We start from the raw sequence: 23,092 nt of genomic DNA, 5'->3' as shown, positions 1-23,092 counted from the left end.
GTGGATGTCCAGGCGCGACCGGAAGTGCCAGGAGAACAGGTTGCCGTCCCCTGTCGGATCCGCACTGCGTGCCCGGGCGTCGCTCTGCCAGCGTCGCGTGAGCAGCCGCGCGTCGGCCGTCGGGTCCCGGTCGAGGTACTTGTCGAACCAGGCGCTGGTGTACCAGGCGACCAGGTCGATGCCGCGCAGGCTGGCGGGGAGCGCTGCCGGCACGTCGTTGAAGTCGAAGTGGGTGCCGCCGCGGATGACGATCGCGCCGGTGTCCACGCCCGCCTGCGTGTGGGCGAGTGAGGCACGGGACTTCCCGAGCGGGTTCGGCGGAGCGAGGAACGGCAGCGGAGCGAGCAGGTAGTCGCCCGTGATGCCGAGGGCCGGCTTCGTGATCCGGGGCGCCGGACCGGGAGGAGCCTCGAAGCACGGCGTGGGCAGACCGCTCGTGATCCCCGCCGCACCGGCGAAGTCAGGGTTCGGTGCGGCGAACGCGGCGAGCTCATCGGGCGCCGGCGAGACCGGGACGCAGAGGTTGTCGAGTGCGACACCGGTCGAGACCCGCGGGTCCTTCTGCGTCAGCCACGAGGTGGCCACGGCGCCGTACGAATGACCGGTGAGCCCGATCCGGGACCCGTCCAGGAGGTTCCAGAGCGGGTTGTAGGCGGCGTTGCGGCCGGCGGCGACGCGACGGACCTGCTTCGCGGCGTGCGACGTGCCGGAGATCCGGCTCACGCGGGGGACGTACGGCTTCGCCGGCGTCGACAGGAAGAAGTCGAGGGCGTCCTGCCCGCCGTCGTAGAACGTGAGGCCGTTGCCACCGAGGCCGATCGGTCCGTCGGAGGAGCCCTTGGGTGCGAACAGCCCGAGCAGCGGAATGCCGGCGAACGCGTCCTCGAGCTGGTCCGGCTTGGCACCGAACTGGTCGGACATGCCTTCGCCCTGGACGTCGAAGGTCATCACCACGAAGCCGCTGCGGGCCAGGGTCTGGGCGAGGTACCAGTAGATCTCCTCGAAGCCGACGATCGACCCGTTGATCACCACCACCCCGGGCCGTTTCGCGGGGCCGGTGCGGGTGGCCCACACGTGGCCGGACATCGTCGCGCCCGACCGCGAGGTGTAGAGCACCGGCTCGACCAGTCCGCCCTTCACCGTCCAGCCCTGCACCCGCGGGTCGATCGGACACAGCACGATGGCGGTGCAGGAGTTCACGTTCGGCTGCCGCTCGGGGTCCGTCAGCATCGTGCGGAACCGGGCGAGCTGGTACTGGCTGGTGCTGGCCAGGATCCCGGGGAGCAGGTCGAGGTGCCGCGTCGCGTTCTGCCCGGTGACCCCCACGTTCGCGGCCTCGCACGCCGCCCATTCCGCGCTGGGGTAGGTCGCCGCGTCGCAGGCGGTCGTGGGCGCTGCCTGCGCCGGCGACGCGAGCGGCGGTCCACCGGTCAGCAGGCTGGCCACGACTGCCCCGGCCAGGAGGGCCGCCGCCCGCCGACGGCCGGATGTGACGGTCTTCACGAGGGTGCGCACGGAAGTTGAACGATCGGACGTGCGCCCGGTGACGTCAGCGCTGGTACGGCGCGGCCCCGGGCCACGGACGGCGGTAGCGTTCGGCACCATGAACGCGATTGCTGCACCCGATTCCGCCGTCCGGACCGCCGCCGCCGAGCGCCTTGCGGGGCTCGCGACCCCTGCCGGTGCCCTCGGCCGTCTGGGCGACCTCGGCGTCTGGCTGTCTGCAGTGCAGGGCGTGTGCCCGCCCGCTCCGCTCGAGAACGTCCGCCTGGTGATCTTCGCCGGCGACCACGGCGTGGCACAGCACGGCGTCTCGGCCTACCCCCCGGCCATCACCCCGCTGATGGTGCGCACCTTCGTCCTCGGCAAGGCCGGTGTCTCCGCGCTGGCCAACGCCCACGGGGTGCAGGTGCGGGTCCTCGACATCAGCGTCGACGACGACCTCGAAGGTGTGCCCGCCGACGTCCAGTCGCACAAGGTCCGTCGCAGCAGCGGCGCGATCCACCTCGAGGACGCCCTGACCGCCGAGGAGACGGAGCGCGCCATCGAGACCGGCCGCGCCGTCGCGCGTGAGGAGATCGCGGCGGGCGCGCAGCTCCTGTTGTCCGGCGACATGGGCATCGGCAACACCACGCCTGCGTCCGCGATGGTCGCCGCCGCGCTCGGCCTCCCGGCCGTGGAGGTCACCGGCCGCGGCACCGGCGTCGACGATGCGGCCCTGGTCCACAAGCAGGTCGTGGTGCAGCAGGCGCTGGACCGCGCCGGCGCGCGCCTCGACGACCCGATCCAGACCCTCCAGGCCGTCAGCAGCGCTGACCTGGCCGCCACCGTCGGCTATCTCCTCGAAGCCGCGGAGAGCGGCGTACCGGTGCTCCTGGACGGCCTGATGTCGGTCGCCTGCGCCCTCACCGCGGACCGGATCGCCCCTGGTGCCGCTGCCTGGTTCGCCGCCGGCCACCGCTCCACCGAGCCGGCCCAGACCCTCGCGCTCGAGAAGCTCGGCCTCGAGCCGGTCCTGGACCTCGGCATGCGCCTGGGCGAGGGCTCCGGCGCCGTGGCCGCCGTCCCGGTCCTCCGGTCGGCCGCTGCCCTGCTCCGTGACGTCGCGCTGCTCGCAGACCTGATGCCGCCGGCGTGACGCCCTCGTGAACCCAGCCCTCGCCGGCCGCAGCCTCCGGCTCGCGATCGGGACCCTGACCGCCCTGCGGGTGCCCGCAGTCCTGCGGGTGACCCCGGCCGACGCCACCGGCGCGATGTTGCTGGCACCGCTCGCGGTCCTGCCGCTCGGCCTCGGCGTCGCGCTGGTCGTCTGGGGCGGCGGCCGGCTCGACCTGCCCGCCCTCGCAGTCGCCTTCGCGGCGATCACCCTGCTGGCCGTGGGCAGCCGCGCCCTGCACCTGGACGGGTTGTCCGACGTCGCCGACGGACTCACGTCGTCGTACGACCGGGAACGGTCACTGGCCGTCATGAAGAGCGGTACGGCGGGCCCGGCCGGTGTGGCAGCCCTCGTGCTGGTGCTCGGGGCGCAGGCCGCCGGCCTGGCCTGGTTCGTCGGCGGGGATCGTGAGCTGCGCGCGGCTGCGATTGCCGGGGCGGCCGTCTGCGCGTCCCGCGCCGCGCTCTGGATCACCTGCTCGACCCTCGCCCCGCCGGCGCGCGAGGACGGGCTGGGCGTCACGTTCACCCGCCGCATCCCGGTCGCCGTCACGGTGGTCGGCTGGATCGCCCTGGCAGCCCTCGCTGCCCTCGTCGACCCGGTCCGCGGCCCGGTGACCGTCGCGGTCGCCGCCCTGGTCGTCGTCGCGCTCGTCACGCACACGGTCAGGCGGTTCGGTGGAGTCACCGGCGACGTGTTCGGCGCCGGGATCGAAGTGGCGCTCGCCGTCCTGCTGGTGGGACTCGCCGGGGCCTGACGTCGGCCTACGGCCTCAGAGCTTCAGCACCCGCCCCGAGATGACCAGGTGCACCTCGTCGCAGGCGCTCGCGACGCGCTGGTTGACGATGCCGAGCAGGTCGCGGAACAACCGACCCGACCGGTGAGCGGGTACGACGCCGAGGCCGACCTCGTTCGTCACGAACACCACGTCCACCGACGTCTCGGCGAGCGCGGCTGCGACGTCGGCAACCCGTTCGCTCACGACCAGCTCGGCGTCACCGATCGGCCGTTCCCACAGGTCGGCCTTGTCGATGATCGTGGTCAACCAGGTGCCCAGGCAGTCGACGAGCACCGGCGTCGTCGCAGCGCGCAGCACACCGGCCACGTCGTTCGTCTCCTCGGTGATCCACGAGTCGGGCCGACGGACCCGGTGCGCGGTGATCCGCGAGACCCAGTCGGCGTCGTCGTACACGGGGCCGGCGGCGACGTACGTGACCGCAGGGGCGGCCGCCACCAGCTGCTCGGCGTGCACCGACTTGCCCGACCGGACTCCCCCGGTGACCAGTACCTTCACGTGCGCCTCCTCAACCGACGGTGAACGCGACCTTACGGGCCGCGAGGTCTGCCGTGGCAAGAGTGGCCTCGACCTCCTCGCCGAGCGGCAGCGGCTGCGGCGACGTCACCGGTGCTTCGACGCCGACCTCGGCGAGCATCACGACGCCCGACTTCGGGTCGTCGTCGCGCAGGCTGGTGACCACGCCCGCGAACTTCTCGCCCACGCGACCCGACAGGACGGCCGCTTCGAGCAGGTCGAGCACGGCGCGCTCGTAGGAGCCGGCGCGACGGGCCGAGTCCTGGAGGGTCTTCGGCAGTTCCGGCAGCGCGGCGGTGACCCACTCCGGGACCGGCTGTCCGGCGCAGATCGCGATGCAGACCTCGCCCGTGTAGCGGTCACCCAGGCGACGCAGGGGCGCGGTGACGTGGGCGTACTCGGCGGCGATCGCGGAGTGCTTCGTCTGCTCCGGCAACTCGCCGTTGAACGCGGCGTACCCGCTGCCACGCAGCAGGCGCGTGCAGGCCACGACCATCGCCTGGTGCTCGGACTTCGCGGGATCGAGGGACCGGATGAAGGCGGGATAGTCCGTCGCCCTGGGCCAGTCGATCTTCAGCGCGTGGGCGACGCGACGCAGCCGGGCGACGTCGCGCGGGTCGGCCGGCGGCAGGGTGCGCAGCATGCCGACCTTGGCGCCGACCATGAGCGACGCAGCCGAGATGCCGGTCAGCAGCGAGATCTGGGCGTTCCACTCCTCGACGGGCAATTGCTTGCGGAACGCGAGCTCGAAGCCGTCGGCGGTCTCCTCGATCTCCTGCTCGGGCAGGGGCAGCGAGATGCCGCCGCGCGCGAGCTCCTGCTGCTGGCGGAGCAGGCCGACCTCCTTCAGCAGGACGAGGACCTCGCCGGCCGAGCCGTCGTCGAGCGCCGCCTGGGCCTCGACGTAGGAAAGGCGCAAGGTCGAACGCACCAGCGCCCGCTCGACGTGCACCTTGGTCGGGGTGCCCGCGGCGTCGACCTCGATCGTCCACAGCAACGCGGGGGCCGTCTGGTCGGGCAGCAGCGACGCTGCCCGCTCCGAGAGCGCCGGCGGGTGCAACGGGATGCGGGTACCGGCGCCGTACAACGTCTCGCCGCGGCGGTGTGCCTCCAGGTCGATCGGGTCGCCGGGCTTCACGAAGGCAGCCACGTCGGCGATCGCGTAGTGCACGACGAAACCGCCTGATTCATTGGCGGATCGTTCGATGTGCAATGCCTGGTCGAGGTCCATCGAACCGGCCGGGTCGATCGTGATGAACGGCAGGTCCGTCCGGTCCAGCTCCGGGAGTACGACGTCCGTCGCTGCCCGCTCGGCAGCGCTGATCACGTCGGCGGGGAACTCCCCCGGCAGCTCCAGTTCCTTCGCGATCTCCTCGAGTCCCTGCGTCAGCGCAGGGGAGCTCGCCTTGACCCGGACCACGACGTTGCTCGGCATGCGGCCGACACTATCGGGGAGCCCTATCCTTTCCCGGTGCTGATCCTGCTGCCGCCGAGTGAGGGCAAGTCCGTTCCGACCCGGGGCAAGGCGCTCGACCTCGCGTCCCTCTCCTCGCCCGAGCTGACCGCCGCCCGCAGCGAGGTGCTCGAGGCCCTGGTCGCGCTGTGCCGCGACGACGCGGACAAGGCGGCCGCCGTACTCGGGCTCTCACCGGGACAGCTGGACCTGATCGACCGCAACGCCGACCTGGTGGCCGCACCGACCGCTCGTGCGGACCGGATCTACACCGGCGTCCTCTACGACGCCCTCGACCTCGAGACCCTGTCGGCTGCGGCGAAGCGCCGCGCGACGAGCCGGGTGGCCGTGGCCTCCAGCCTGTTCGGGATGGTTCGCCTCGGTGACCGCATCCCGTCCTACCGCCTCTCCGGCGACGCCTCGCTCCCGCCCGTCGGCCCGGTCGCGGCGATCTGGCGCGAAGCTCTGCCGCCGGTGATGACCGCGGCGCTCGGCCGCGGACTGCTCGTCGACCTGCGGTCGGGGATGTACGCCAACTTCTGGCGTCCCGCACCCGAGCTCGCCAAGCGGGTCGCGACCGTCCGGGTCCTGCACGAGCACAACGGCACCCGCAAGGTCGTCAGCCACTTCAACAAGGCCACCAAGGGCCGGATCGTCCGCGAGCTGCTGGAGGACGGCGCCGACCCGCGCACCCCGGCAGCCCTCGCCGCGACGCTCGAACGCCTCGGCTGGACCGTCGAGATCAGCGCCCCCGGCAAGACCGGAACCCAGCTCGACGTGGTCGTCAGCGAGCTGTAGTTCGCAAGCTCGTCGAGTAGCGGCGAGCGCCAGCGAGGCGCGTATCGAGACGCAGCGGGTTGGACAACCCACTGTCGATGTCGCGCCGCTTCACTGAGCCCTGTTCACGGCACCACCGAGCGGAACGTCGCATGAACGGGCTCCCCGCCGTGCCCTTCACGCCAGGAGGAACGTAGCCAGTACGGAAAGCCCGGCAAGGGCCCCGGTGACTCGTGCGGCAGTGGCGATCGTGCCCGCCCACGTAGAAGCGGGTTGTAGTGCGTGACGCATCAGAAGAACGCCCAGAGCAGCGATGGGGAACAGCACGATGATCAGTAGCGCGCCGCCGGACACCGCAACATCAAGAGGAGTCACGTACTCGCTCGTTCCCTCGCGAAGGACCTCCAGCGCCGCTGGGGCTCCCACGACCAGGCAGAGGCCAGAGGCCGAAAGAGCAAGCGCGAGGAACGTGACGTTGACGTACAGGTCGCCTTCCAGGCGATGCGTTTCCGGATTCTTCACACTCCGCCCCTGACGCTCTCCCATGCTTCGAACGCTAGCGTCCGCTCATAGCCACGAGTAGACAGCTGAGTCGCGGCGAATCGACGCGGCGCTGCCCATGGGTGGCCCGACCTTCAACTAGCCCATCGTCTGTGGCCAGCTGTACTCGTCGAACCAGATCGTTGCGTTCATGGACGCGAGCAACCCGAGTGCTTCCGGTTCGAGGGCCCAGCCGAGCATCTGATGCTGGCCGGGCATTTTCACCAGTTGATGCCCGTCCTGCTCGGTTTCGACCTGCTCTTCAGCGACTCCATTGCGGTCGTTGAAGTAGCGGACGACGACGAGGGTGGCGTGAACTTCTTCGCTGTCCGTGAGGTCGCGGATTCGACTCGCGACAGGCGAGATGCGGTCGAGTAGCGGCGCCACCAGGTCCTCAACGTCCATGTTGGGCGCACGATTGACGATTTCCCATGAGTGTCGCGCAGGGATGGGCGGCTCGGCGCGCTTGCTGCCGCGTACCCGCACTTCGTCTGGTTCCATCCCAATTTCGGTGGACAGTTCAGCAGCCGACCGAGTGGTGGATCCCAACTGGAAGTACGCGTACTGATTCATCCAGAAACGTCGGTCACGCCTGAGGCGTGGGCGTGCGGGTCGCGACATGCTGCGAGGTCACCAGCGGCCGGTGTCGAGCAACGTCCGCCGACCGGCGGGCAGCGCGTTGAAGAATCGGAGCGAACCCTTCTGCTCCCCGGTGGCCAGGTCTTCGTAGAACGAGAGAACCGAAACAGCAGCGGGCGAGAGCTCCATCCGGAACAGCGACTCCAGCGGGGCGTCGACGGCGTGCGCGACGAGCGTCTTGATCGGTGTCACGTGACTGACCAGCACGACGGTCTTGCCGGCGTGCTTCTTCAGGAGCCGGGCCAGGGCGTCGAGGACGCGGGCCTGGACGGCCAGGAACGACTCCCCGCCCGGGGGCGAGGCGGCCATGTCGGCGAACCACGCCTCCAGTCCGGCCTTGTCCTTCTCGCCGACCTCGGTGAAGGTCATCCCGTCCCAGTCGCCGAACTCCATCTCGGCGAAACCGGGCTCCTCCTCGACGGGAAGGCCCAGCTTCTCGGCGATGATCTCGGCCGATTCGCGGGTGCGTCGCACGGGTGAGGACACGACGACGCTGATGTGGTCACGCAGCTCGGTCAGCCACTCGGCTGCTTCCGCGATCTGCGCCCGACCCTCCTCGGAGAGGGCGGGGTTGTCGCCGCCGAGTCCACCCGAGAACCGGCGACCGGTCGTGTGCGGCGTGACGCCGTGGCGGACCAGCACGATCGTCGTCGGCGAGCCCATCCCCGGCGGTGCAACCGGAGTTGCCGCAGGCGACTCGAGCTCCTCGACCAGCGACTCGGGCTCGTCGGCGACCCCGTCACCGGCCCCGTCACCGTCACGGGCACCGTCACCGACGATGAGCCCGACAGGAGCAGCGGCCGGTTCGATCACGGCCGTGACGCCCGACCGCGTACCGTCGAGCGCCTCGTTGGCGAGCCGGTCCGCGTGGCCGTTCTGCTCCCGCGGGACCCACGTGTAGACGGTCCCGGCCGGAGCGAGCGCCAGCGCCTCGTCAGCGAGCACCCTCATGTCGGGGTGCTTGATCTTCCAGCGGCCGGCCATCTGCTCGACGACGAGCTTCGAGTCCATCCTGACCTCGACCTTGGCGTCCGGAGTGAACTCCGCAGCAAGCCTGAGGCCGGCGATCAGGCCGGAGTACTCCGCGACGTTGTTGGTCGCGAACCCGATCGTCGACCCGTCCTCCGCCAGCACCTCACCGGTCGTGGCGTCCTTGAGGACGGCGCCGTACGCCGCCGCGCCGGGGTTGCCGCGGGAGCCGCCGTCAGCCTCGATGAGGACGGTACGACGACCCGCTCCCGTCACGAGAGGCCGCTCTCCGCCGTCCGCACCAGGATCCGCTGGCACTCCTGGCACCGCACGACGGTGTCGGCCGGGGTGGCCCGGATGACCTGGAGCTCCGCCGCGTCGAGACGAATCTGGCAGCCGCCGCAGGCGCGCTGGCGCAGCTCGGAGGCGCCGATGCCGCCCTGGTTGGCGCGCAGCTTCTCGTAGAGCGCGAGCAGGTCGGCCGGGAGATCGGCGACGATCGCGTCGCGACCGGCACCCACCGTGGCCGCCTCGGCGTCGAGCTCGGCACCGCGGGCGTCGCGGGTCGCGGTCAGCTCGCCGAGCCGGGTGTCGATGCTCTCGATCGCGGCGGTGAGCTCGTCCAGCGCGGACTGCGCCTCCTCGAGCTGCTCCATGACCTCGAGCTCCTCGTCCTCCAGCACCGTGATCCGGCGCTCGAGGGTGTCGAGCTCGTGCTGCATCCGTTCGAGGTCCTTGGGGTTGGCGATCAGTCCTGCGTCCATCCGGTCGCGGTCCCGCTTGCGGCGCACCTTGACCGTCTCCACGTCGGCGTCGGCCTTGGCCTGGGCCACGGCGAGGTCGTCGACGACGATCCGCTGGTCGCGCATCCTGCCGTCGACATCGGCACGCTTGCCGAGGAGCTCGGCGATCTCGGCACCCTCTGCAGGATGGGTGCGCTGGTGGCGCAGCTTGTCGATCTGGGCGTCCAGCGCCTGCAGGTCGAGCAGGCGCAATTGGGCGGCGGGGTCGGCCTTCATCGGATGCTCTCGGGGATGCTCACGGATGCGCTCACAGGTGCATTGTCCAAGGGTCGGTGACGATCGTGCTCACCCGGGTCTCCACGGCGTCGCCCAGTGCCTCGACGAGGCGTTGCTCGACGACGGGCAACCAGGTCGATTCGGCGGCCCAGTGGGCGATGTCGATGAGTGCCGGCCCGCCCTTCTCCAAGAACTCGGCGGCCGGGTGGTGCCGCAGGTCGCTGGTGACGTAGGCATCCACGTCGAGCCCGGCCACCCGGTCCAGCAGGAAGTCACCGGCCCCGCCGCAGACGGCGACCCGCTTGATCGGGCGCTCCGGGTCCCCGGCGACCCGGACCCCGTGCGAGGTGGCGGGCAGCGCCTTCGCGACGGACTCGGCGAACTCGGCGAGCGTCACCTGCGCGACCGTGCCGATCCGGCCGGTCCCCGTCGTGGTGAGGCCGTTGTCGGCGAGCTGGACGACGTCGTACGCGGGCTCCTCGTAGGGGTGCGCGGCGAGCATCGCCCGGACCACGGCGGTCCGCAGCGAGCGCGCGAGGACCACCTCGATCCGCACCTCCTCGACCGTCTCGAGGTCGCCGACGGTGCCGATCATCGGGTTCGCACCGTCGAGCGGGCGGAACCGGCCCTGGCCGGGTGCGCTGGTGAAGGACGCGAAGTCGTAGTCGCCGATCCGGCCGGCGCCCGCTTCTGCGATCGCGGCGCGGACCGGGGCGGCAGCGTCCGCCGGGACGAAGACCGTCAGCTTGTCGACCGGCTCCGAGGAGGCCGGGATGATCGGTGCCAGCTCGGTGAGGCCGAGCGCGAGGGCCAGGGACTCCGACACTCCCCCGACGGCCTGGTCGGCGTTCGTGTGGGCGGTCAGCAGGGCGCAGTCGGCCTTCGCGAGGGTGTGCAGCGTGCGGCCCTTCGGCGTCGTCGCGGCGAACCCCGTGACGCCCTTCAGGAACAGCGGGTGGTGCACGACGAGCAGGTCGGCCTTCCACTCGGCCGCTTCGGCCGCAACGGCAGGCGTGGGGTCGACGGCGAAGAGGACCCTCTTCACGGACTGGCCCGGGTCGCCGTACACGAGGCCGACGGCGTCCCAGCTGTCCGCGGTCGAGGGCGGGTACCAGCCATGGATCAGGTCGGTGACGTCCTGGAGCGTGGGCATGAGCGTCAGGCTACTGCGGTCGCCGTGGGCGCCGGGACGGACACCGGCCCGGGATTGATACCCTGCCGGGGCCAGTCGACCTCCACAGAAGTGCGAAACGTGGAAGTCAGGGAACCCGGTGAGAGTCCGGGACTGACGCGCAGCGGTATGGGTGACGGACGGAGCACCGGGAAACCGGTACAGCCACTGGACCTTCGGGTCCGGGAAGGCGCTCCGCACCGGAGGATCCCGAGTCCGAAGACCTGCTGGCCCTTGCGACAACCGTCGCGAGGTCACCAAGGAATTTTGCAGGGGCAACGCGACGAGCCCCCTGACCTCGAAGGACCGCATCGCCATGGCCACGAATCGCAGCCGGCCGGACCGCTGCCCGGGCGTCGTGCACCCGTGGCTCGCCGAGGACGGCGGACTGGTCCGGATCCGGATCCCTGGCGGGCGGATCTCCCTGTCGTCCCTTCAGGCGCTGGTAGCCGTGGCCGAGGAGTACGGCGACGGGCGGGTGCGGTTGACGGCGCGCGCCAACCTGCAGGTCCGTTCGATGCCCGTCGACAGCGAGGCCGGGGACCGGCTCGCCGAACCGGCCCTCGTCGCCCTCGAGGCCACCGGGCTGCTTCCGTCGCGGGAGCACGACCGGATCCGCAACGTCCTCGTCTCCCCACAGACCGGGATCGCCGGCGGTCGCGCCGACCTGCGCCCCGTCGTGGCCGCGCTCGACGCGCTCCTGCTCGGCGACCCGACCCTCGCCGGGTTGCCCGGCCGCTTCCTCTTCACGCTCGACGACGGCCGCGGCGACCTCGCCGACCGGCATCGCGACCTGGGCCTCGTCGCCCTGTCCCCCGAGTCTGCGCAGCTGCGCGTCGGGACCGGGTTCGGGCCCGTGGTGCCCCTCGCCGGCGCCGCCGACGCGATCAGTGACCTGGCCCGCCTGTTCCTCGAGGCGCGTGGCGAGGGGCCCGAGGCGCCCTGGCACGTGACCGAGCTCCCCGCACCCCTGATTGACCCGGTCGCACCCGCGCCCGGCGCCGACATCACCAGCGCATCCCTGCCCTTCGGCCCCGTGGCCGGCGGCGAGCACGTGCAGGTGGACGAGACCGGCATCGATGCCAGCATGGTCGCGTCCATGCTCGCGTCACGGACCGGCCGGGGTGACCTGGTCGTCGTGACGCCGTGGCACGGTGTGCTGATCCCTGAGGAGAACCGCAATGAGTGAGCAGATCGACCTGACGGCACCGCCGCGCCGCTACGAGTACATCGCCGACGGCCCCGCGATCTACGTCGACTCGTTCGCGACCATCCGCCGGGAGTCCGACCTCACCGGGATCCCCACCGAGGCCGAGAAGGTCGCCGTACGGATGATCCACGGCAGCGGCCAGACCGACCTCGTGCGCGACCTCGTGATCCACCCGGGCCTCGTGTCCGCTGCCCGCACCGCGCTGGCGTCCGGTGCACCGATCCTGTGCGACGCCCGGATGGTCGCGATGGGCATCACCGCCGGCCGCCTGCCCGCCGACAACCCGGTGCACTGCTTCCTCACCGACCCCCGGACGCCCGAGCTGGCGAAGGCGTGGTCGACCACCCGTACCGCTGCGGCAGTCTCGCTGTGGGAGCCGCTGCTCGAGGGTGCCGTCGTCGCCATCGGCAACGCCCCGACCGCGCTCTTCCACCTGCTCGAGATGATCCTCGACGGCGGACCCCGACCCGCCGCGATCGTCGGCTGCCCCGTCGGCTTCATCGGCGCCGCTGAATCCAAGGACGCGCTCGCCACCTTCGCCACCGACCACGGCATCGACATCCCGTTCGTCACCGTGCGCGGTCGCCGGGGCGGCTCCGCCATGGCGTCCTCGGCCGTCAACGCGTTGGCGCAGGAGGAGGAGTGACCCTCCCCATGACCGGCTCCTTCCACGTCGTCGGCATCGGCCCCGGTGATCCCGAGCTCATCACCCGCAAGGCCGAGCGCCTGATCGGTGCCGCCAGCGTCGTGGCGTTCCATGCCGGCGTCACCAAGCAGTCGCATGCCCGCCGGATCGCCGCGCACCTGATCCCGGCCGACGCCGTCGAGGAGGAGCTGCGCTACCCCGTCACCACGGGCAGCACCGACCACCCCGGCGGGTACGTCGGCGCGCTGGCCGACTTCTACGACGAGTGCGAAGCACGGCTTGCCGCCCACCTCGACGCGGGTCGTGACGTCGTACTGCTGGCCGAGGGGGACCCGCTCTTCTACGGCTCCTCGATGTACCTCTTGGACCGGTTCCGCGACCGCTTCGAGACCGAGGTCGTCCCGGGCATCCCGGCCTTCGCTGCCGCGACCGCCGCCATCCCCGCTCCCCTGGTGCGCCAGACCGACGTCCTGACCGTCCTGCCCGGCACGCTCCCCGAGGCCGAGCTCGCCCGGCGCCTGGCCGACACCGACGGCGCCATCATCATGAAGCTCGGCCGCACCTTCCCGGCCGTCCGCTCGGCCCTGGCGCAGGCCGGTCGCCTCGAGGGCGCCTGGTACGTCGAACGTGCCTCGCAGCCCGAGCAGCGCTGGCTGCCCGTCGCCGAGGTGGACGCCGAGTCGGTCCCGTACTTCTCGCTCATCGTCGTTCCCGGTGACTCCGCGCACCGCCCGACCGCCTCCCGCCTCCGCTCGTTGGTTGAGGTGCGAGGAGCGCTAGCGACGAGCCTCGAAACCACCGAGACCATGGACGCTGCGGAGCTCCTCGTCATCGGCCTCGGCCCCGGCCCGGACGGCTGGCTCACCCCCGAGGCCTCCGCCGCACTGGCCGAGGTGTCGCACGTCGTCGGCTACGCGCCGTACGTCAACCGCGTCCCCCAGCGTGCCGGCCTGACCCGCCACGCGTCGGGCAACACCGTGGAGGTCGACCGCGCCCGGTTCGCCCTCGACCTCGCGCTGTCCGGCGAGCGGGTTGCTGTCGTCTCCGGCGGCGACGCCGGTGTCTTCGGCATGGCCGCCGCGGTCTTCGAGGCCGCCGCCGATCCGGCCCACCCGGAGCACGCGACCGTGCCCGTCCGCGTCCTGCCCGGCGTCAGCGCGGTCCAGGCCGTCGCGGCCCGCGCCGGCGCCCCGATCGGCGCCGACTTCGCGATCGTCAGCCTCTCGGACCGGCTCAAGCCCTGGGCCGTCGTCGAGAAGCGCCTGCGCGCGATCGCCGACGCCGACCTGGTGCTCGGCATCTACAACCCCGCGTCACGATCACGTCGCGAACAGGTCGTCGAGACCCAGAAGATCCTGCTCGAGCACCGCTCCCCCGACACCGTGGTGATCATCGGGCGCGACGTCGGTCGCTCCGAGGAGTCGGTCACCGTGACCACCCTGGGGGACCTGGACACCGACTCCATCGACATGAAGTGCCTGCTGATCATCGGCGCCTCGTCCACCCGCGTGGAGCCCAACGGCTCGGTCTGGACACCCCGATGGGTGGAGTGAACGTCACCGTCGTCGGGATCGGCGCGGACGGCTGGGACGGCCTCGTCCCGTCGTCCCGCGCACTCGTGGAGAGCGCCGAAGTGCTGCTCGGCGGCGAGCGCCACCTCGACCTCGTGCCGCCGATCGATGGCCAGGAGCGCGCACCCTGGCCGCGGCCGATGACCACCCTTCCCACCTTCCTGGAGCAGTACGACGGCCGCCGGGTCGTTGCCCTGGCCTCGGGTGACCCGCTGGTCTCCGGGATCGGCACCACGCTGATCCGCCTGCTCGGCCCGGACGCGGTGACGGTCGTTCCGGCCGTCTCGTCCGTCGCGCTCGCTCGCGCCCGGATGGGCTGGTCGGCCGAGGAGTCCGAGGTCGTGACGCTGGTGGGCCGCGATCCCGCCGCGCTGCGCCGCGAGCTGGCTGCCGGCCGCAAGCTGATCGTGCTGTCGTCCGACGACCGGACGCCGATCGCCGTCGCGGGCCTGCTCCTCGAGGCCGGCCACGGCGCCAGTGTGATCACGGTGCTCGGCGACCTCGGCGGCACGCAGGAGAGCCAGATCGACTTCACCGCCGACACGGACGAACTGCCGGCCGACCTTCCCCGGCTCAACGTGCTCGCCATCGACGTCCGGGGCCCCGGAACCGGCACGTCATCCTGGGCGCCCGGCCTGCCCGACGACGCCTTCGACCACGACGGCCAGATCACCAAGCGCGACGTGCGCGCCAGCGCGCTCTCGCGGCTCGCGCCCCGTCCCGGAGCACTGCTCTGGGACGTCGGTGCCGGCGCCGGATCGGTCGCGATCGAATGGCTGCGCGCACACCCGCTGACCGACGCCGTTGCGGTGGAGGCGAACGCGGACCGCGCCGCACGGATCGGCCGCAACGCCACCGCACTGGGCGTTCCGCGCCTCAAGGTCGTGCTCGGGACCGCACCCGAGGCACTGGCCGGACTCCCCCAGCCCGATGCGATCTTCGTCGGCGGTGGCGCGACCGCGCCCGACCTGCTCGACCTGTGCCGCAAGGCCCTGCGTCCCGGAGGCCTCCTCGTCGTCCACGGTGTCACGCTGGAGACCGAGTCGCTGCTGGTGGACGCCTTCCACGAGTACGGCGGCGAGCTCACCCGCCTGTCCGTCGAGCACGTCACCCCGCTGGGCGGCCGGTTCACCGGCTGGACCCCTTCGCGGGCCGTCGTCCAGTGGACCTGGGAGAAGGCATGACCATCCACTTCGTGGGAGCCGGCCCCGGCGCCGCCGACCTGATCACCCTGCGCGCCGCGTCGATGCTGGCGAGTGCCGACGTCGTGCTGTATCCCGGCACCTACATCGACGCCGCCGTCCTCTCGCACTGCCGGGAGGACGCGAACCTGGTCGACACCCAGGAGCTCGACCTCGACCAGATCACCGCCGTGATGGTGGAGGCGAACGTGGCCGACCTGGACGTCGTACGACTGACCTCGGGTGACCCGTCGCTCTACTCCGCGCTGCACGAGCAGACCCGGCGCCTCGACACCGCGGGAGTGCCGTGGGACGTGACGCCCGGCGTTCCCGCGTACGCCGCTGCGGCCGCGATCGTCGGGCGGGAGCTGACCGTGCCGCTGGTCGCCCAGTCCGTCGTGCTGACGCGTACCCAGGTCCGCTCCACCGCGATGCCCGAGACCGAGTCGCTGGCCGCGTTCGCCGCCACCGGCGCGACCCTGGTGCTGCACCTGGCGATCACGCGGACCCGCGAGCTGATGGCGGAGATCGAGCCGTTCTACGGAGCCGACTGCCCGGTGGCCGTCGTGTCCCGCGCGTCCCAGCCCGAGGAGCAGGTACTGCGTGCGACCGTCGGCCAGATCGCCGACCTGGTCGAGGAGGCCGGTCTCCGGCAGGCGGCCGTGATCCTCGTCGGACCGGCCCTCGCGTCGGGCTCCGCAGCGGAGTCGTACCTCTACTCAACCGAGCGCGTCCAGCGAAAGGCACGTCTCACATGACCCAGCACTTCCCGTTCACTGCTGTTGTCGGGTCTGGTGGGGCCGTCGGCGGCGCCGATGGGCCCGAGGGTCCCGACCCGATGGCGCTCGCCCTGATCCTGACCACGATCGCCCCCGACGTCGGTGGCGTCCTGGTGCGCGGCGAGAAGGGCACCGCCAAGTCCACGATCGTGCGGGCCCTGGCCGCCGTGCTCCCGCCCATCGACGTGATCGCGGGCGACCGGTTCTCCTCGGACCCGCACGACCCGGACTCCTCACCTGACGGCCCGTTCGCTGCCGATGCGGCTGTCGAGACCCGGGCCGTGCGCCTGGTCGAGCTGCCCGTCGGTGCGACCGAGGACCGGGTGCTCGGTTCGCTGCACCTCGAGCGCGCCCTGACCGAGGGCAAGGCCGAGTACGAGCCCGGCCTGCTGGCCCGCGCACACCGCGGCATCCTGTACGTCGACGAGGTCAACCTGCTGCACGACCACCTCGTCGACCTGCTCCTCGACGCCGCCGCCATGGGCCGCTCGACGGTCGAGCGCGACGGTGTCTCCGTCGAGCACGCCGCACGTTTCGTGCTCGTCGGCACCATGAACCCCGAAGAGGGCGAGCTGCGTCCGCAGCTGCTCGACCGGTTCGGCCTGACCGTCGAGGTCGCCGCACCGCGGGTCCCCGCACTTCGTGCCGAGGTCGTCCGCCGACGGATGGCGTACGACGCCGACCCGGCCGCGTTCTCCGCCCGCTACGCCGAGGCCGAGCAGGCCCTGGGTGACCGGATCTCCTCGGCGCAGGGACTGGTCGGCGCGGTCCGGCTGACCGATGCCGCGTTGCTCAAGATCGCCGAGGTCTGTGCGGCCTTCGACGTGGACGGCCTGCGCGCCGACATCGTCACCGCCCGCACCGCCGTCGCCCACGCGGCCTGGTCGGCTCGCGACGAGGTCACCCTCGCCGACATCCGGGTCGCCGCCACGCTGGCGCTCCCCCACCGCCGCCGCCGCAAGCCGTTCGACGCCCCCGGCCTCGACGAGGACCTGCTCGACAAGGTGCTCGGCGACGAGGAGCTGCCGCCGGAGGATCCGACGGATCCCGAGGACCCGACGGATCCGCCCAGCCCGGAGGAAGGGCCGGACGACGGGCTGGACGCAGGTCCCGAGGACGGTCCGAGCGAGGTCGAAGGACCTGAAGCCACCGACACCGAGACCGTCGACCAGGACGTACCGGCTCCGAGCGACCTGAGCTCGCCGACGTCGCCCGACAAGGGGTCGGGCGCCACCAGCCTGAGCGGCACCACGTCGACGTACCGCACCCGCCTGCTGACGGTCCGCGGCGTCGGCACCGGCACCGCCGGACGACGCAGCCGGGCCCGCACCTCGAGCGGTCGCCGGATCGGCGCGACCGTCCCCACCGGACAGGGCGGCGCCGTCCACCTGACCGAGACGATCCGCGCCGCCGCACCGCATCAGTTCGCGCGCGGTCGCGTCGACGGACGGCTGCTGTTGCGTGCGATGGACCTGCGGATCGCCGTACGCGAGGGGCGCGAGTCCAACCTGGTGCTGTTCTGCGTCGACGCGTCCGGCTCCATGGCCGCACGGCGCCGGATGGAGCAGGTCAAGACCGCCGTCCTCAGCCTGCTGCTCGACGCGTACCAGCGCCGCGACAAGGTCGGCCTGATCACCTTCCGTGGGCAGGGCGCCGAGGTCGCGTTGCCGCCGACCCACTCGGTCGATGCCGCCGCCACGCGACTCGAAGAGCTCCCCGCCGGCGGCCGCACGCCGCTCGCCGAGGGCCTCCTCGAAGCCGCGCACCTGCTGGCCGTCGAACGGACCCGCGACCCGCAACGACGGCCGCTGCTCGTCGTCGTCACCGACGGCCGCGCGACCGCCGGGGCCGAGGCCGTCCACCGGTCCCGGATGGCCGCCGCGCTGCTCGCCGAGACCGGCGTGACCAGCGTGGTCATCGACTGCGAGAGCGGTCCGATGCGGATGGGCCTGGCTGCCACGCTCGCCGAGCACCTCGGTGCCGAGCACGTGCCGATCGGCGAGGTCAACGCCGAGGACCTGATCTCCGCAGCCCGGAGCTGGGCAGCGTGAGCACAGCCCTGTACGACGTCATCGAGCGCCGCCGCGACGTCCGCGCCGAGTTCACGGGTGAGCCGGTCGACGAGGACACGCTGCTGCGGGTCCTCGGTGCCGCGCACCGTGCCCCGAGCGTCGGCATGAGCCAGCCGTGGGACTTCGTCGTCGTGCGCGATGCGGGACTTCGTCGTACCTTCCGCGACCACGTCGCCCACGAGCGCGACACGTTCGCCGCGTCGCTGCCGCCGGAGCGTCGTACGACCTTCGACAAGATCAAGGTCGAGGGCATCTGCGAGTCCTCGATGGGCATCGTCGTCACCCACGACCAGAGCCGCGGCGGCCAGCACGTCCTGGGACGGCACGCGATCGCCGACGCCGGGCTCTACTCCACCGTCCTCGCCATCCAGAACCTCTGGCTCGCCGCGACCGCCGAGGGCCTCGGCGTCGGTTGGGTGTCGTTCTACCGCGAGCCGTTCCTGGGCAGCCTGCTCGGCATCCCCGACCACATCCGACCCATCGCGTGGCTGTGCCTCGGCACCGTGAGCCACCTCGAAGCCGTCCCCGACCTCGAACGGCACGGATGGCGCAACCGCCGCCCGCTCGCCGACGCCATCCACCACGACACCTGGAACACCTGGAGCGACCGTGCCTGAAGGCCAGCCACTCGTCATCCCCGACGACGGACTCACCACCCGCCAGCGCCGCAACCGGCCGCTCGTGATGGTGCACACCGGCGACGGCAAGGGGAAGTCCACCGCCGCCTTCGGCCTCGCGATCCGCTCGTGGAACCAGGGCTGGAACGTCGGCGTCTTCCAGTTCGTGAAGTCCGCGAAGTGGCGCATCGGCGAGCAGACCGTGCTCGAGCGCCTCGGTGCGCTGCACGAGGAGACCGGCGAGGGCGGGCCCGTGGCCTGGCACAAGATGGGGTCGGGCTGGTCCTGGTCCCGCAAGGAGGGCACCGCTGAGGACCACGCCGCCGACGCCGTCGAGGGCTGGGCCGAGATCAAGCGGGCGCTGGCCGAGGAACGGCACGACCTCTACGTGCTCGACGAGTTCACCTACCCGATCAACTGGGGCTGGGTCGACATCGACGACGTCGTGGAGACGCTGGCCAACCGCCCCGGTCGGCAGTACGTCGTCATCACCGGCCGCCGTGCGGACCCGAAGCTGGTCGAGGTGGCCGACCTGGTCACCGAGATGACCAAGATCAAGCACCCGATGGACGCGGGCCAGAAGGGCCAGCGAGGCATTGAATGGTGACGGAGCGGTGAGTCTCCCGCGCATCGTCGTCGCTGCCCCGGCCACCGGCCAGGGCAAGACGACGGTTGCCACGGGACTGATGGCTGCGCTGGTCCGCGCCGGTCACGTCGTGAGCGGCCACAAGGTCGGCCCCGACTACATCGACCCCGGCTATCACGCCCTGGCGTGCGGCCGGCCCGGTCGCAACCTCGACCCGCACCTCGTCGGCGAATCGCTCGTCGCTCCATTGCTCCTGCACGGCGCCGCGGTGCCGGTGCCGGCGGACGTTGCGGTCATCGAGGGCGTCATGGGCCTGTACGACGGCCGGATCGGTGGCGACGGCTTCTCCTCCACCGCCCACGTGGCCCGCCTGACCCGCACCCCGGTCGTCCTGGTCGTCGACATCTCGAGGTCGTCGCGGTCGATCGGTGCCGTGGTGCACGGCATGGCGACGTGGGATCCGACCATCGAGATCGCGGGCGTGATTCTCAACCAGGCCGGTTCCGCACGGCATGCTGAGGAGGTGCGTTCCTCGATCTCGGTGCCCGTCCTGGGGGTGATCCCCCGCAACCCCGACATCGCCACGCCCTCCCGCCACCTCGGTCTGGTGACGGCTGCCGAGCGCGGTGAGTCCGCCGAGGTCGTCGCCCGCCTGGCCGAGGTCGTGACCGAGCACGTGGACCTGGCTGCGGTGCTCGACATCGCCCGGTCCGCCCCCGACCTCGACGCGGTCGCCTGGTCCCCTGCGGTGGTTGAGGTGCGAGCGTCAGCGAGCCTCGAAACCCCCGCAGGCTCGACACCTGCCCGCCCCGTCGTAGCCGTCGCCGCCGGCCGCGCCTTCACCTTCCAGTACGCCGAGACCACCGAGCTCCTCGAGGCCGCCGGCTGCCAGGTCGTCCCGTTCGACCCGGCCCTCGACGCCGCGCTCCCGGCCGGCACGGCGGGTCTCTACCTCGGCGGCGGCTTCCCCGAGGTCCACGCGAAGGACCTGACCGACAACGCCGCGCTGCGCGAGGAGATCCGCGCGGCCGTGGCCGACGGGCTGCCGACGGTCGCCGAGTGCGCCGGCCTGCTGTACCTCTGCCGCACCCTCGACGACGTCCCGATGGCCGGCGTGATCGACGCCGACGCCGCCATGAACGAGCGGCTCACCCTGCGCTACCCCGTGGCCGAGGGCGTCGCCGACACGTTGCTGACCCGGGTCGGCGAGCAGGTCACCGGTCACGAGTTCCACCGCACCCAGGTCGCGCCGGCTTCCGGCGCCACCGCCGCGTGGGAGGTCGACGGCGAACAGGTCGGCTTCGCGTCCGACACCCTGCACGCGTCCTACCTGCACACCCACTGGGCCGGACATCCCCAGCTCGCCGCACGCTTCGCGGCCGCCGTACACGACAGGCACGCGCGTGGATGACCCGCTGCGCCACCACGGCGATTCCGAGGCCCGCGAGGCCACGCTCGACTTCGCGGTCAACGTCTATGCGGGCGCGCGGCCCGGGTGGCTCGACGAAGCCCTACGGGCCTCGCTCGACGACGTCGGCGTCTACCCGAGCGCCGAGCGGGCGCAGCGTGCCGTCGCTGCCCACCACCGGCGTCCGTTCGACAACGTCCTGGTCACCGCCGGCGCTGCCGAGGCGTTCACCCTCGTCGCGCGGCTGCGGCCGTGGAGCATGCCCGTCGTCGTGCACCCCCAGTTCACCGAGCCGCACGCGGCGCTGGAGCAGGCCGGACACCGGGTCCGGTCCGTGGTCCTGCCGCCGCCGTTCGCGCTCGACCCGGACCTGGTCCCCGACGACGCCGACCTCGTCATCATCGGCAACCCCACCAACCCGACGGGCGCCCTCCACCCCGCCGAGACCATCCGCTCGCTGCTCAAGCCGGGCCGGGTCGTGGTGGTCGACGAGGCGTTCATGGACTGCGACCCGGACGAGTCCGAGTCCCTGGCGGGCCTCCGCGTCGCCGGGCTCGTCGTGATCCGCTCCCTCACCAAGCACTGGGGCATCCCCGGCATCCGCGCCGGCTACCTCGTCGGCGACGCGATGGTCGTGGCCGGCCTGGCCCTGAACCAGGCCCCCTGGTCCGTCGGTACGACGGCCGCCGCAGCCGTCCTCGCCTGCACCTCCCCCGAGGCAGTCGCCGAGGGCCGGCGCCGCGCCGAGGAGATCCGCGACTGGCGCGAGCACCTCGAGAAGGGCCTCGCCGACCTCGGCGTCCACCACCTCCCCTCCACGGCCTCCTTCGTGCTGGCCCAGGTCGGCGACGGCGTCCACGAACGCCTCCGCGCCGCCGGCATCGCCGTACGACGGGCCGACACCTTCCCCGGCCTCGACGGCTCCTGGATCCGCATCGCCGTCCGCCCCGAAGAGCTCACCGACCAGCTCCTCGCCGCACTCGCCAACCTCTAGGTTCGCCGGATCGTCGCAGGTCGAGGAGGTTGCGCAGCAACCGTCGCCCGTTGGTCGAGGAGGTTGCGCAGCAACCGTCTCGAGACCACCCGGGCACGGTGGTTGAGGTGCGAGGAGCGCCAGCGACGAGCCTCGAAACCCCCGCACGGTCCACCGACTCCCCACAAGCCTGCCTGTGGACGTCCCCTGTCCACAGGCAGGCTCGCGACGCTTCGCGATGTCGGACCTCGGTGATCTAATACATGTATGGATCTCGGAACCGACACCCGCTCTGATCGGACCTTGCTGTCCGACCTCAGCAAGGGCGTCAAGGTCCGGCAGGCGTCCCTGGTCCAGGAATGGGTCGACATCGTGGCCTGGGCCAACCGCAATATCGTGACCACGCCTGAGCTGGCAGCGACCATCGTGGACGGTGTGATCGACACGGGTGTTCCGATCGCGGGCGAGGGTGCACCGCTCGTGTCGGAGTTCAACCTGATGGAGCTCATCGCCGTGTTGGGCCGGTCCCCTGACGGTGGCCGTGCGTACGTCGGGCGGGTCATCGAGTGCGCTTGGCGCCTCCCCGGCATCTACGCCTCAGTGCTCGAGGGCCGCCTGGAGCCCTGGCGGGCCGAACGCATCGCGGACCTCACCCGGCCGTTGAACGCCGAGGCTGCTGCGTTCGTGGACCGCCAGCTGGCCGCGGTCGGGGGTGTCGGCTGGGCACAGCTCGAACGCCTGGTCACCGAGGCGGTGATCCGGTTCGACCCCGAACGCGCCGAAGCCCAACGACAGGCCGCCGCCGACCGTCGCCGGGTGGACTTCGACGACGTGGACCCGAACGGGCAGGTCGAGTCCCACAGCGTCCTGGACGCCGCCGACGCCCACGACTTCGACCAGGCCCTGTCTCGTCGAGCCAAGCTCCGCGGACAACTCGGAGACACCGACTCCTTCGACGTGCGCCGCGCCAAGTCTGTCGGCGAGATGGCCCGTCAGGACCTCGGCCTTGACCTGCTGTTCGCCGACGAAGAGACCGGTGAAGTGATGGCGACCAGCCCCGGGCGCAAGGTCGAGCTGAGCGTCCACATCACCGACACCGCCCTGAACGAGGACAACCCGTTCGCGAACCCGGTCGGCCGGTGGGACCAGGGCCGCACCCCGATCTCCACCGCGCAGATCAAGGAATGGCTGCGCGCACGAGACACCACCGTCATCGTGCGGCCCGTCATCGACCTCAAGCACTGTGTGCCGGTCGACTCCTACGAGATCCCCGACCGCATCCGCCGCCGCGTCGAGCTCCGCGACCACCAATGCCGGTTCCCCGGCTGCCCGCATCGGGCCTCGCGCTGCGATCTGGATCATGCGCAACCGTACGGGCAGGGTGGCGTGACCTGTCCGTGCAACCTCGTTCCCCTGTGTCGGCGACATCATCGCGCCAAGACCTTCAGCAAGTGGCGCTACGTGATCGTGTTGCCCGGGCACTACCTCTGGACCAGTCCCCACGGCCGACACC

General features: G+C 71.7%; 22 protein-coding genes and 1 riboswitch. Of the genes, 14 read left to right on the top strand and 8 right to left on the bottom strand.

Going from position 1 to position 23,092, the window contains the following annotated elements; genetic code table 11:
* Nucleotides 1-1,515, bottom strand: a 1,515-nt coding sequence (locus ACOADB_RS03355; RefSeq protein ID WP_378596515.1) for a hypothetical protein, incomplete at its 3' end; no start/stop codon positions are given.
* Between the two features lie 88 nt (nucleotides 1,516-1,603).
* On the opposite strand from ACOADB_RS03355, the gene cobT reads away from it, so the two are divergent.
* Together cobT and ACOADB_RS03345 are read left to right on the top strand one after the other, a co-directional pair.
* Nucleotides 1,604-2,638, top strand: a complete 1,035-nt coding sequence (cobT, locus tag ACOADB_RS03350) for a nicotinate-nucleotide--dimethylbenzimidazole phosphoribosyltransferase (RefSeq protein ID WP_378596514.1) — start codon at nucleotides 1,604-1,606, stop codon at nucleotides 2,636-2,638.
* 7 nt (nucleotides 2,639-2,645) lie between these two features.
* Nucleotides 2,646-3,413 (top strand): adenosylcobinamide-GDP ribazoletransferase, encoded by a 768-nt coding sequence (locus ACOADB_RS03345; protein ID WP_378596513.1) that lies wholly within the window; start codon nucleotides 2,646-2,648, stop codon nucleotides 3,411-3,413.
* Between the two features lie 15 nt (nucleotides 3,414-3,428).
* Here ACOADB_RS03345 and cobU read toward each other — a convergent pair whose 3' ends face one another.
* Nucleotides 3,429-3,950 carry a bifunctional adenosylcobinamide kinase/adenosylcobinamide-phosphate guanylyltransferase gene (gene cobU, locus ACOADB_RS03340; RefSeq protein WP_378596512.1) on the bottom strand — a complete coding sequence of 174 codons (522 nt, stop codon included), beginning with the start codon at nucleotides 3,948-3,950 and terminating at the stop codon, nucleotides 3,429-3,431.
* Nucleotides 3,951-3,960: 10 nt separating this feature from the next.
* A complete protein-coding gene (locus ACOADB_RS03335; protein ID WP_378596511.1) occupies nucleotides 3,961-5,403 on the bottom strand; it encodes an RNB domain-containing ribonuclease in 1,443 nt (480 codons plus the stop codon).
* A gap of 36 nt (nucleotides 5,404-5,439) precedes the next feature.
* Between ACOADB_RS03335 and yaaA the strand changes: the two genes are divergently transcribed.
* Nucleotides 5,440-6,219: a peroxide stress protein YaaA gene (gene yaaA, locus ACOADB_RS03330; protein ID WP_378596510.1), complete on the top strand. Its 780-nt coding sequence runs from the start codon at nucleotides 5,440-5,442 to the stop codon at nucleotides 6,217-6,219.
* Between the two features lie 156 nt (nucleotides 6,220-6,375).
* Here the strand turns inward: yaaA and ACOADB_RS03325 are convergent, their stop codons facing one another.
* The 5 genes from ACOADB_RS03325 to ACOADB_RS03305 all read right to left on the bottom strand — a co-directional run bounded on the left by ACOADB_RS03325 (nucleotide 6,376) and on the right by ACOADB_RS03305 (nucleotide 10,518).
* Complete coding sequence (locus ACOADB_RS03325; RefSeq protein WP_378596509.1) at nucleotides 6,376-6,744, bottom strand: hypothetical protein; 369 nt, start codon at nucleotides 6,742-6,744, stop codon at nucleotides 6,376-6,378.
* A 93-nt stretch (nucleotides 6,745-6,837) separates the two neighbouring features.
* Nucleotides 6,838-7,311, bottom strand: a complete 474-nt coding sequence (locus ACOADB_RS03320) for a DUF4279 domain-containing protein (RefSeq protein ID WP_378596508.1) — start codon at nucleotides 7,309-7,311, stop codon at nucleotides 6,838-6,840.
* Between the two features lie 57 nt (nucleotides 7,312-7,368).
* Entirely contained in the window at nucleotides 7,369-8,622 is a 1,254-nt protein-coding gene (locus ACOADB_RS03315) for a bifunctional RNase H/acid phosphatase (RefSeq protein WP_378596506.1), read from the bottom strand.
* Nucleotides 8,619-9,365, bottom strand: coding sequence for a zinc ribbon domain-containing protein (locus ACOADB_RS03310; protein WP_378596504.1), 747 nt, complete (start codon nucleotides 9,363-9,365; stop codon nucleotides 8,619-8,621). The genes ACOADB_RS03315 and ACOADB_RS03310 overlap by 4 nt, the downstream gene beginning before the upstream one ends.
* 31 nt (nucleotides 9,366-9,396) lie before the next feature.
* On the bottom strand, nucleotides 9,397-10,518 hold the full coding sequence (locus ACOADB_RS03305) for a Nif3-like dinuclear metal center hexameric protein (protein ID WP_378596502.1): 1,122 nt from the start codon (nucleotides 10,516-10,518) through the stop codon (nucleotides 9,397-9,399).
* A 55-nt stretch (nucleotides 10,519-10,573) separates the two neighbouring features.
* Nucleotides 10,574-10,783, top strand: a riboswitch (cobalamin riboswitch).
* 69 nt (nucleotides 10,784-10,852) lie between these two features.
* Between ACOADB_RS03305 and ACOADB_RS03300 the strand changes: the two genes are divergently transcribed.
* The 11 genes from ACOADB_RS03300 to ACOADB_RS03250 form a co-directional block, all read left to right on the top strand.
* The gene (locus ACOADB_RS03300; protein WP_378596500.1) at nucleotides 10,853-11,725 is read left to right on the top strand and encodes a nitrite reductase; all 873 of its coding nucleotides are present in this window, start codon (nucleotides 10,853-10,855) and stop codon (nucleotides 11,723-11,725) included.
* Nucleotides 11,718-12,392: a precorrin-8X methylmutase gene (locus tag ACOADB_RS03295; protein ID WP_378596498.1), complete on the top strand. Its 675-nt coding sequence runs from the start codon at nucleotides 11,718-11,720 to the stop codon at nucleotides 12,390-12,392. Before ACOADB_RS03300 ends, ACOADB_RS03295 begins: the two co-directional genes overlap by 8 nt.
* Before the next feature lie 8 nt (nucleotides 12,393-12,400).
* Nucleotides 12,401-13,945, top strand: a complete 1,545-nt coding sequence (cobJ, locus tag ACOADB_RS03290) for a precorrin-3B C(17)-methyltransferase (RefSeq protein WP_378596522.1) — start codon at nucleotides 12,401-12,403, stop codon at nucleotides 13,943-13,945.
* Nucleotides 13,933-15,147: a precorrin-6y C5,15-methyltransferase (decarboxylating) subunit CbiE gene (gene cbiE, locus ACOADB_RS03285; RefSeq protein WP_378596495.1), complete on the top strand. Its 1,215-nt coding sequence runs from the start codon at nucleotides 13,933-13,935 to the stop codon at nucleotides 15,145-15,147. The genes cobJ and cbiE overlap by 13 nt, the downstream gene beginning before the upstream one ends.
* Nucleotides 15,144-15,902, top strand: a complete 759-nt coding sequence (gene cobM / locus ACOADB_RS03280; RefSeq protein WP_378596493.1) for a precorrin-4 C(11)-methyltransferase — start codon at nucleotides 15,144-15,146, stop codon at nucleotides 15,900-15,902. The genes cbiE and cobM overlap by 4 nt, the downstream gene beginning before the upstream one ends.
* A complete protein-coding gene (locus ACOADB_RS03275; protein WP_378596491.1) occupies nucleotides 15,899-17,974 on the top strand; it encodes a magnesium chelatase subunit D family protein in 2,076 nt (691 codons plus the stop codon). Before cobM ends, ACOADB_RS03275 begins: the two co-directional genes overlap by 4 nt.
* Nucleotides 17,971-18,612: a 5,6-dimethylbenzimidazole synthase gene (gene bluB / locus ACOADB_RS03270; protein ID WP_378596490.1), complete on the top strand. Its 642-nt coding sequence runs from the start codon at nucleotides 17,971-17,973 to the stop codon at nucleotides 18,610-18,612. Before ACOADB_RS03275 ends, bluB begins: the two co-directional genes overlap by 4 nt.
* The gene (cobO, locus tag ACOADB_RS03265; RefSeq protein ID WP_378596488.1) at nucleotides 18,605-19,219 is read left to right on the top strand and encodes a cob(I)yrinic acid a,c-diamide adenosyltransferase; all 615 of its coding nucleotides are present in this window, start codon (nucleotides 18,605-18,607) and stop codon (nucleotides 19,217-19,219) included. The genes bluB and cobO overlap by 8 nt, the downstream gene beginning before the upstream one ends.
* A 7-nt stretch (nucleotides 19,220-19,226) precedes the next feature.
* On the top strand, nucleotides 19,227-20,609 hold the full coding sequence (locus ACOADB_RS03260; protein WP_378596487.1) for a cobyrinate a,c-diamide synthase: 1,383 nt from the start codon (nucleotides 19,227-19,229) through the stop codon (nucleotides 20,607-20,609).
* Entirely contained in the window at nucleotides 20,602-21,600 is a 999-nt protein-coding gene (gene cobC / locus ACOADB_RS03255) for an Rv2231c family pyridoxal phosphate-dependent protein CobC (protein ID WP_378596486.1), read from the top strand. The genes ACOADB_RS03260 and cobC overlap by 8 nt, the downstream gene beginning before the upstream one ends.
* 246 nt (nucleotides 21,601-21,846) lie before the next feature.
* Nucleotides 21,847-23,092: HNH endonuclease signature motif containing protein (locus ACOADB_RS03250; protein ID WP_378596485.1), on the top strand; the 1,246-nt coding region annotated here is incomplete at its 3' end.

It is taken from the genome of Nocardioides sp. CPCC 206348, from assembly GCF_048654705.1.
GTDB lineage: Bacteria > Actinomycetota > Actinomycetes > Propionibacteriales > Nocardioidaceae > Nocardioides.
Note: the sequence above shows the minus strand (reverse complement) of the source record. Positions and strands in the feature narration are given on the sequence as shown.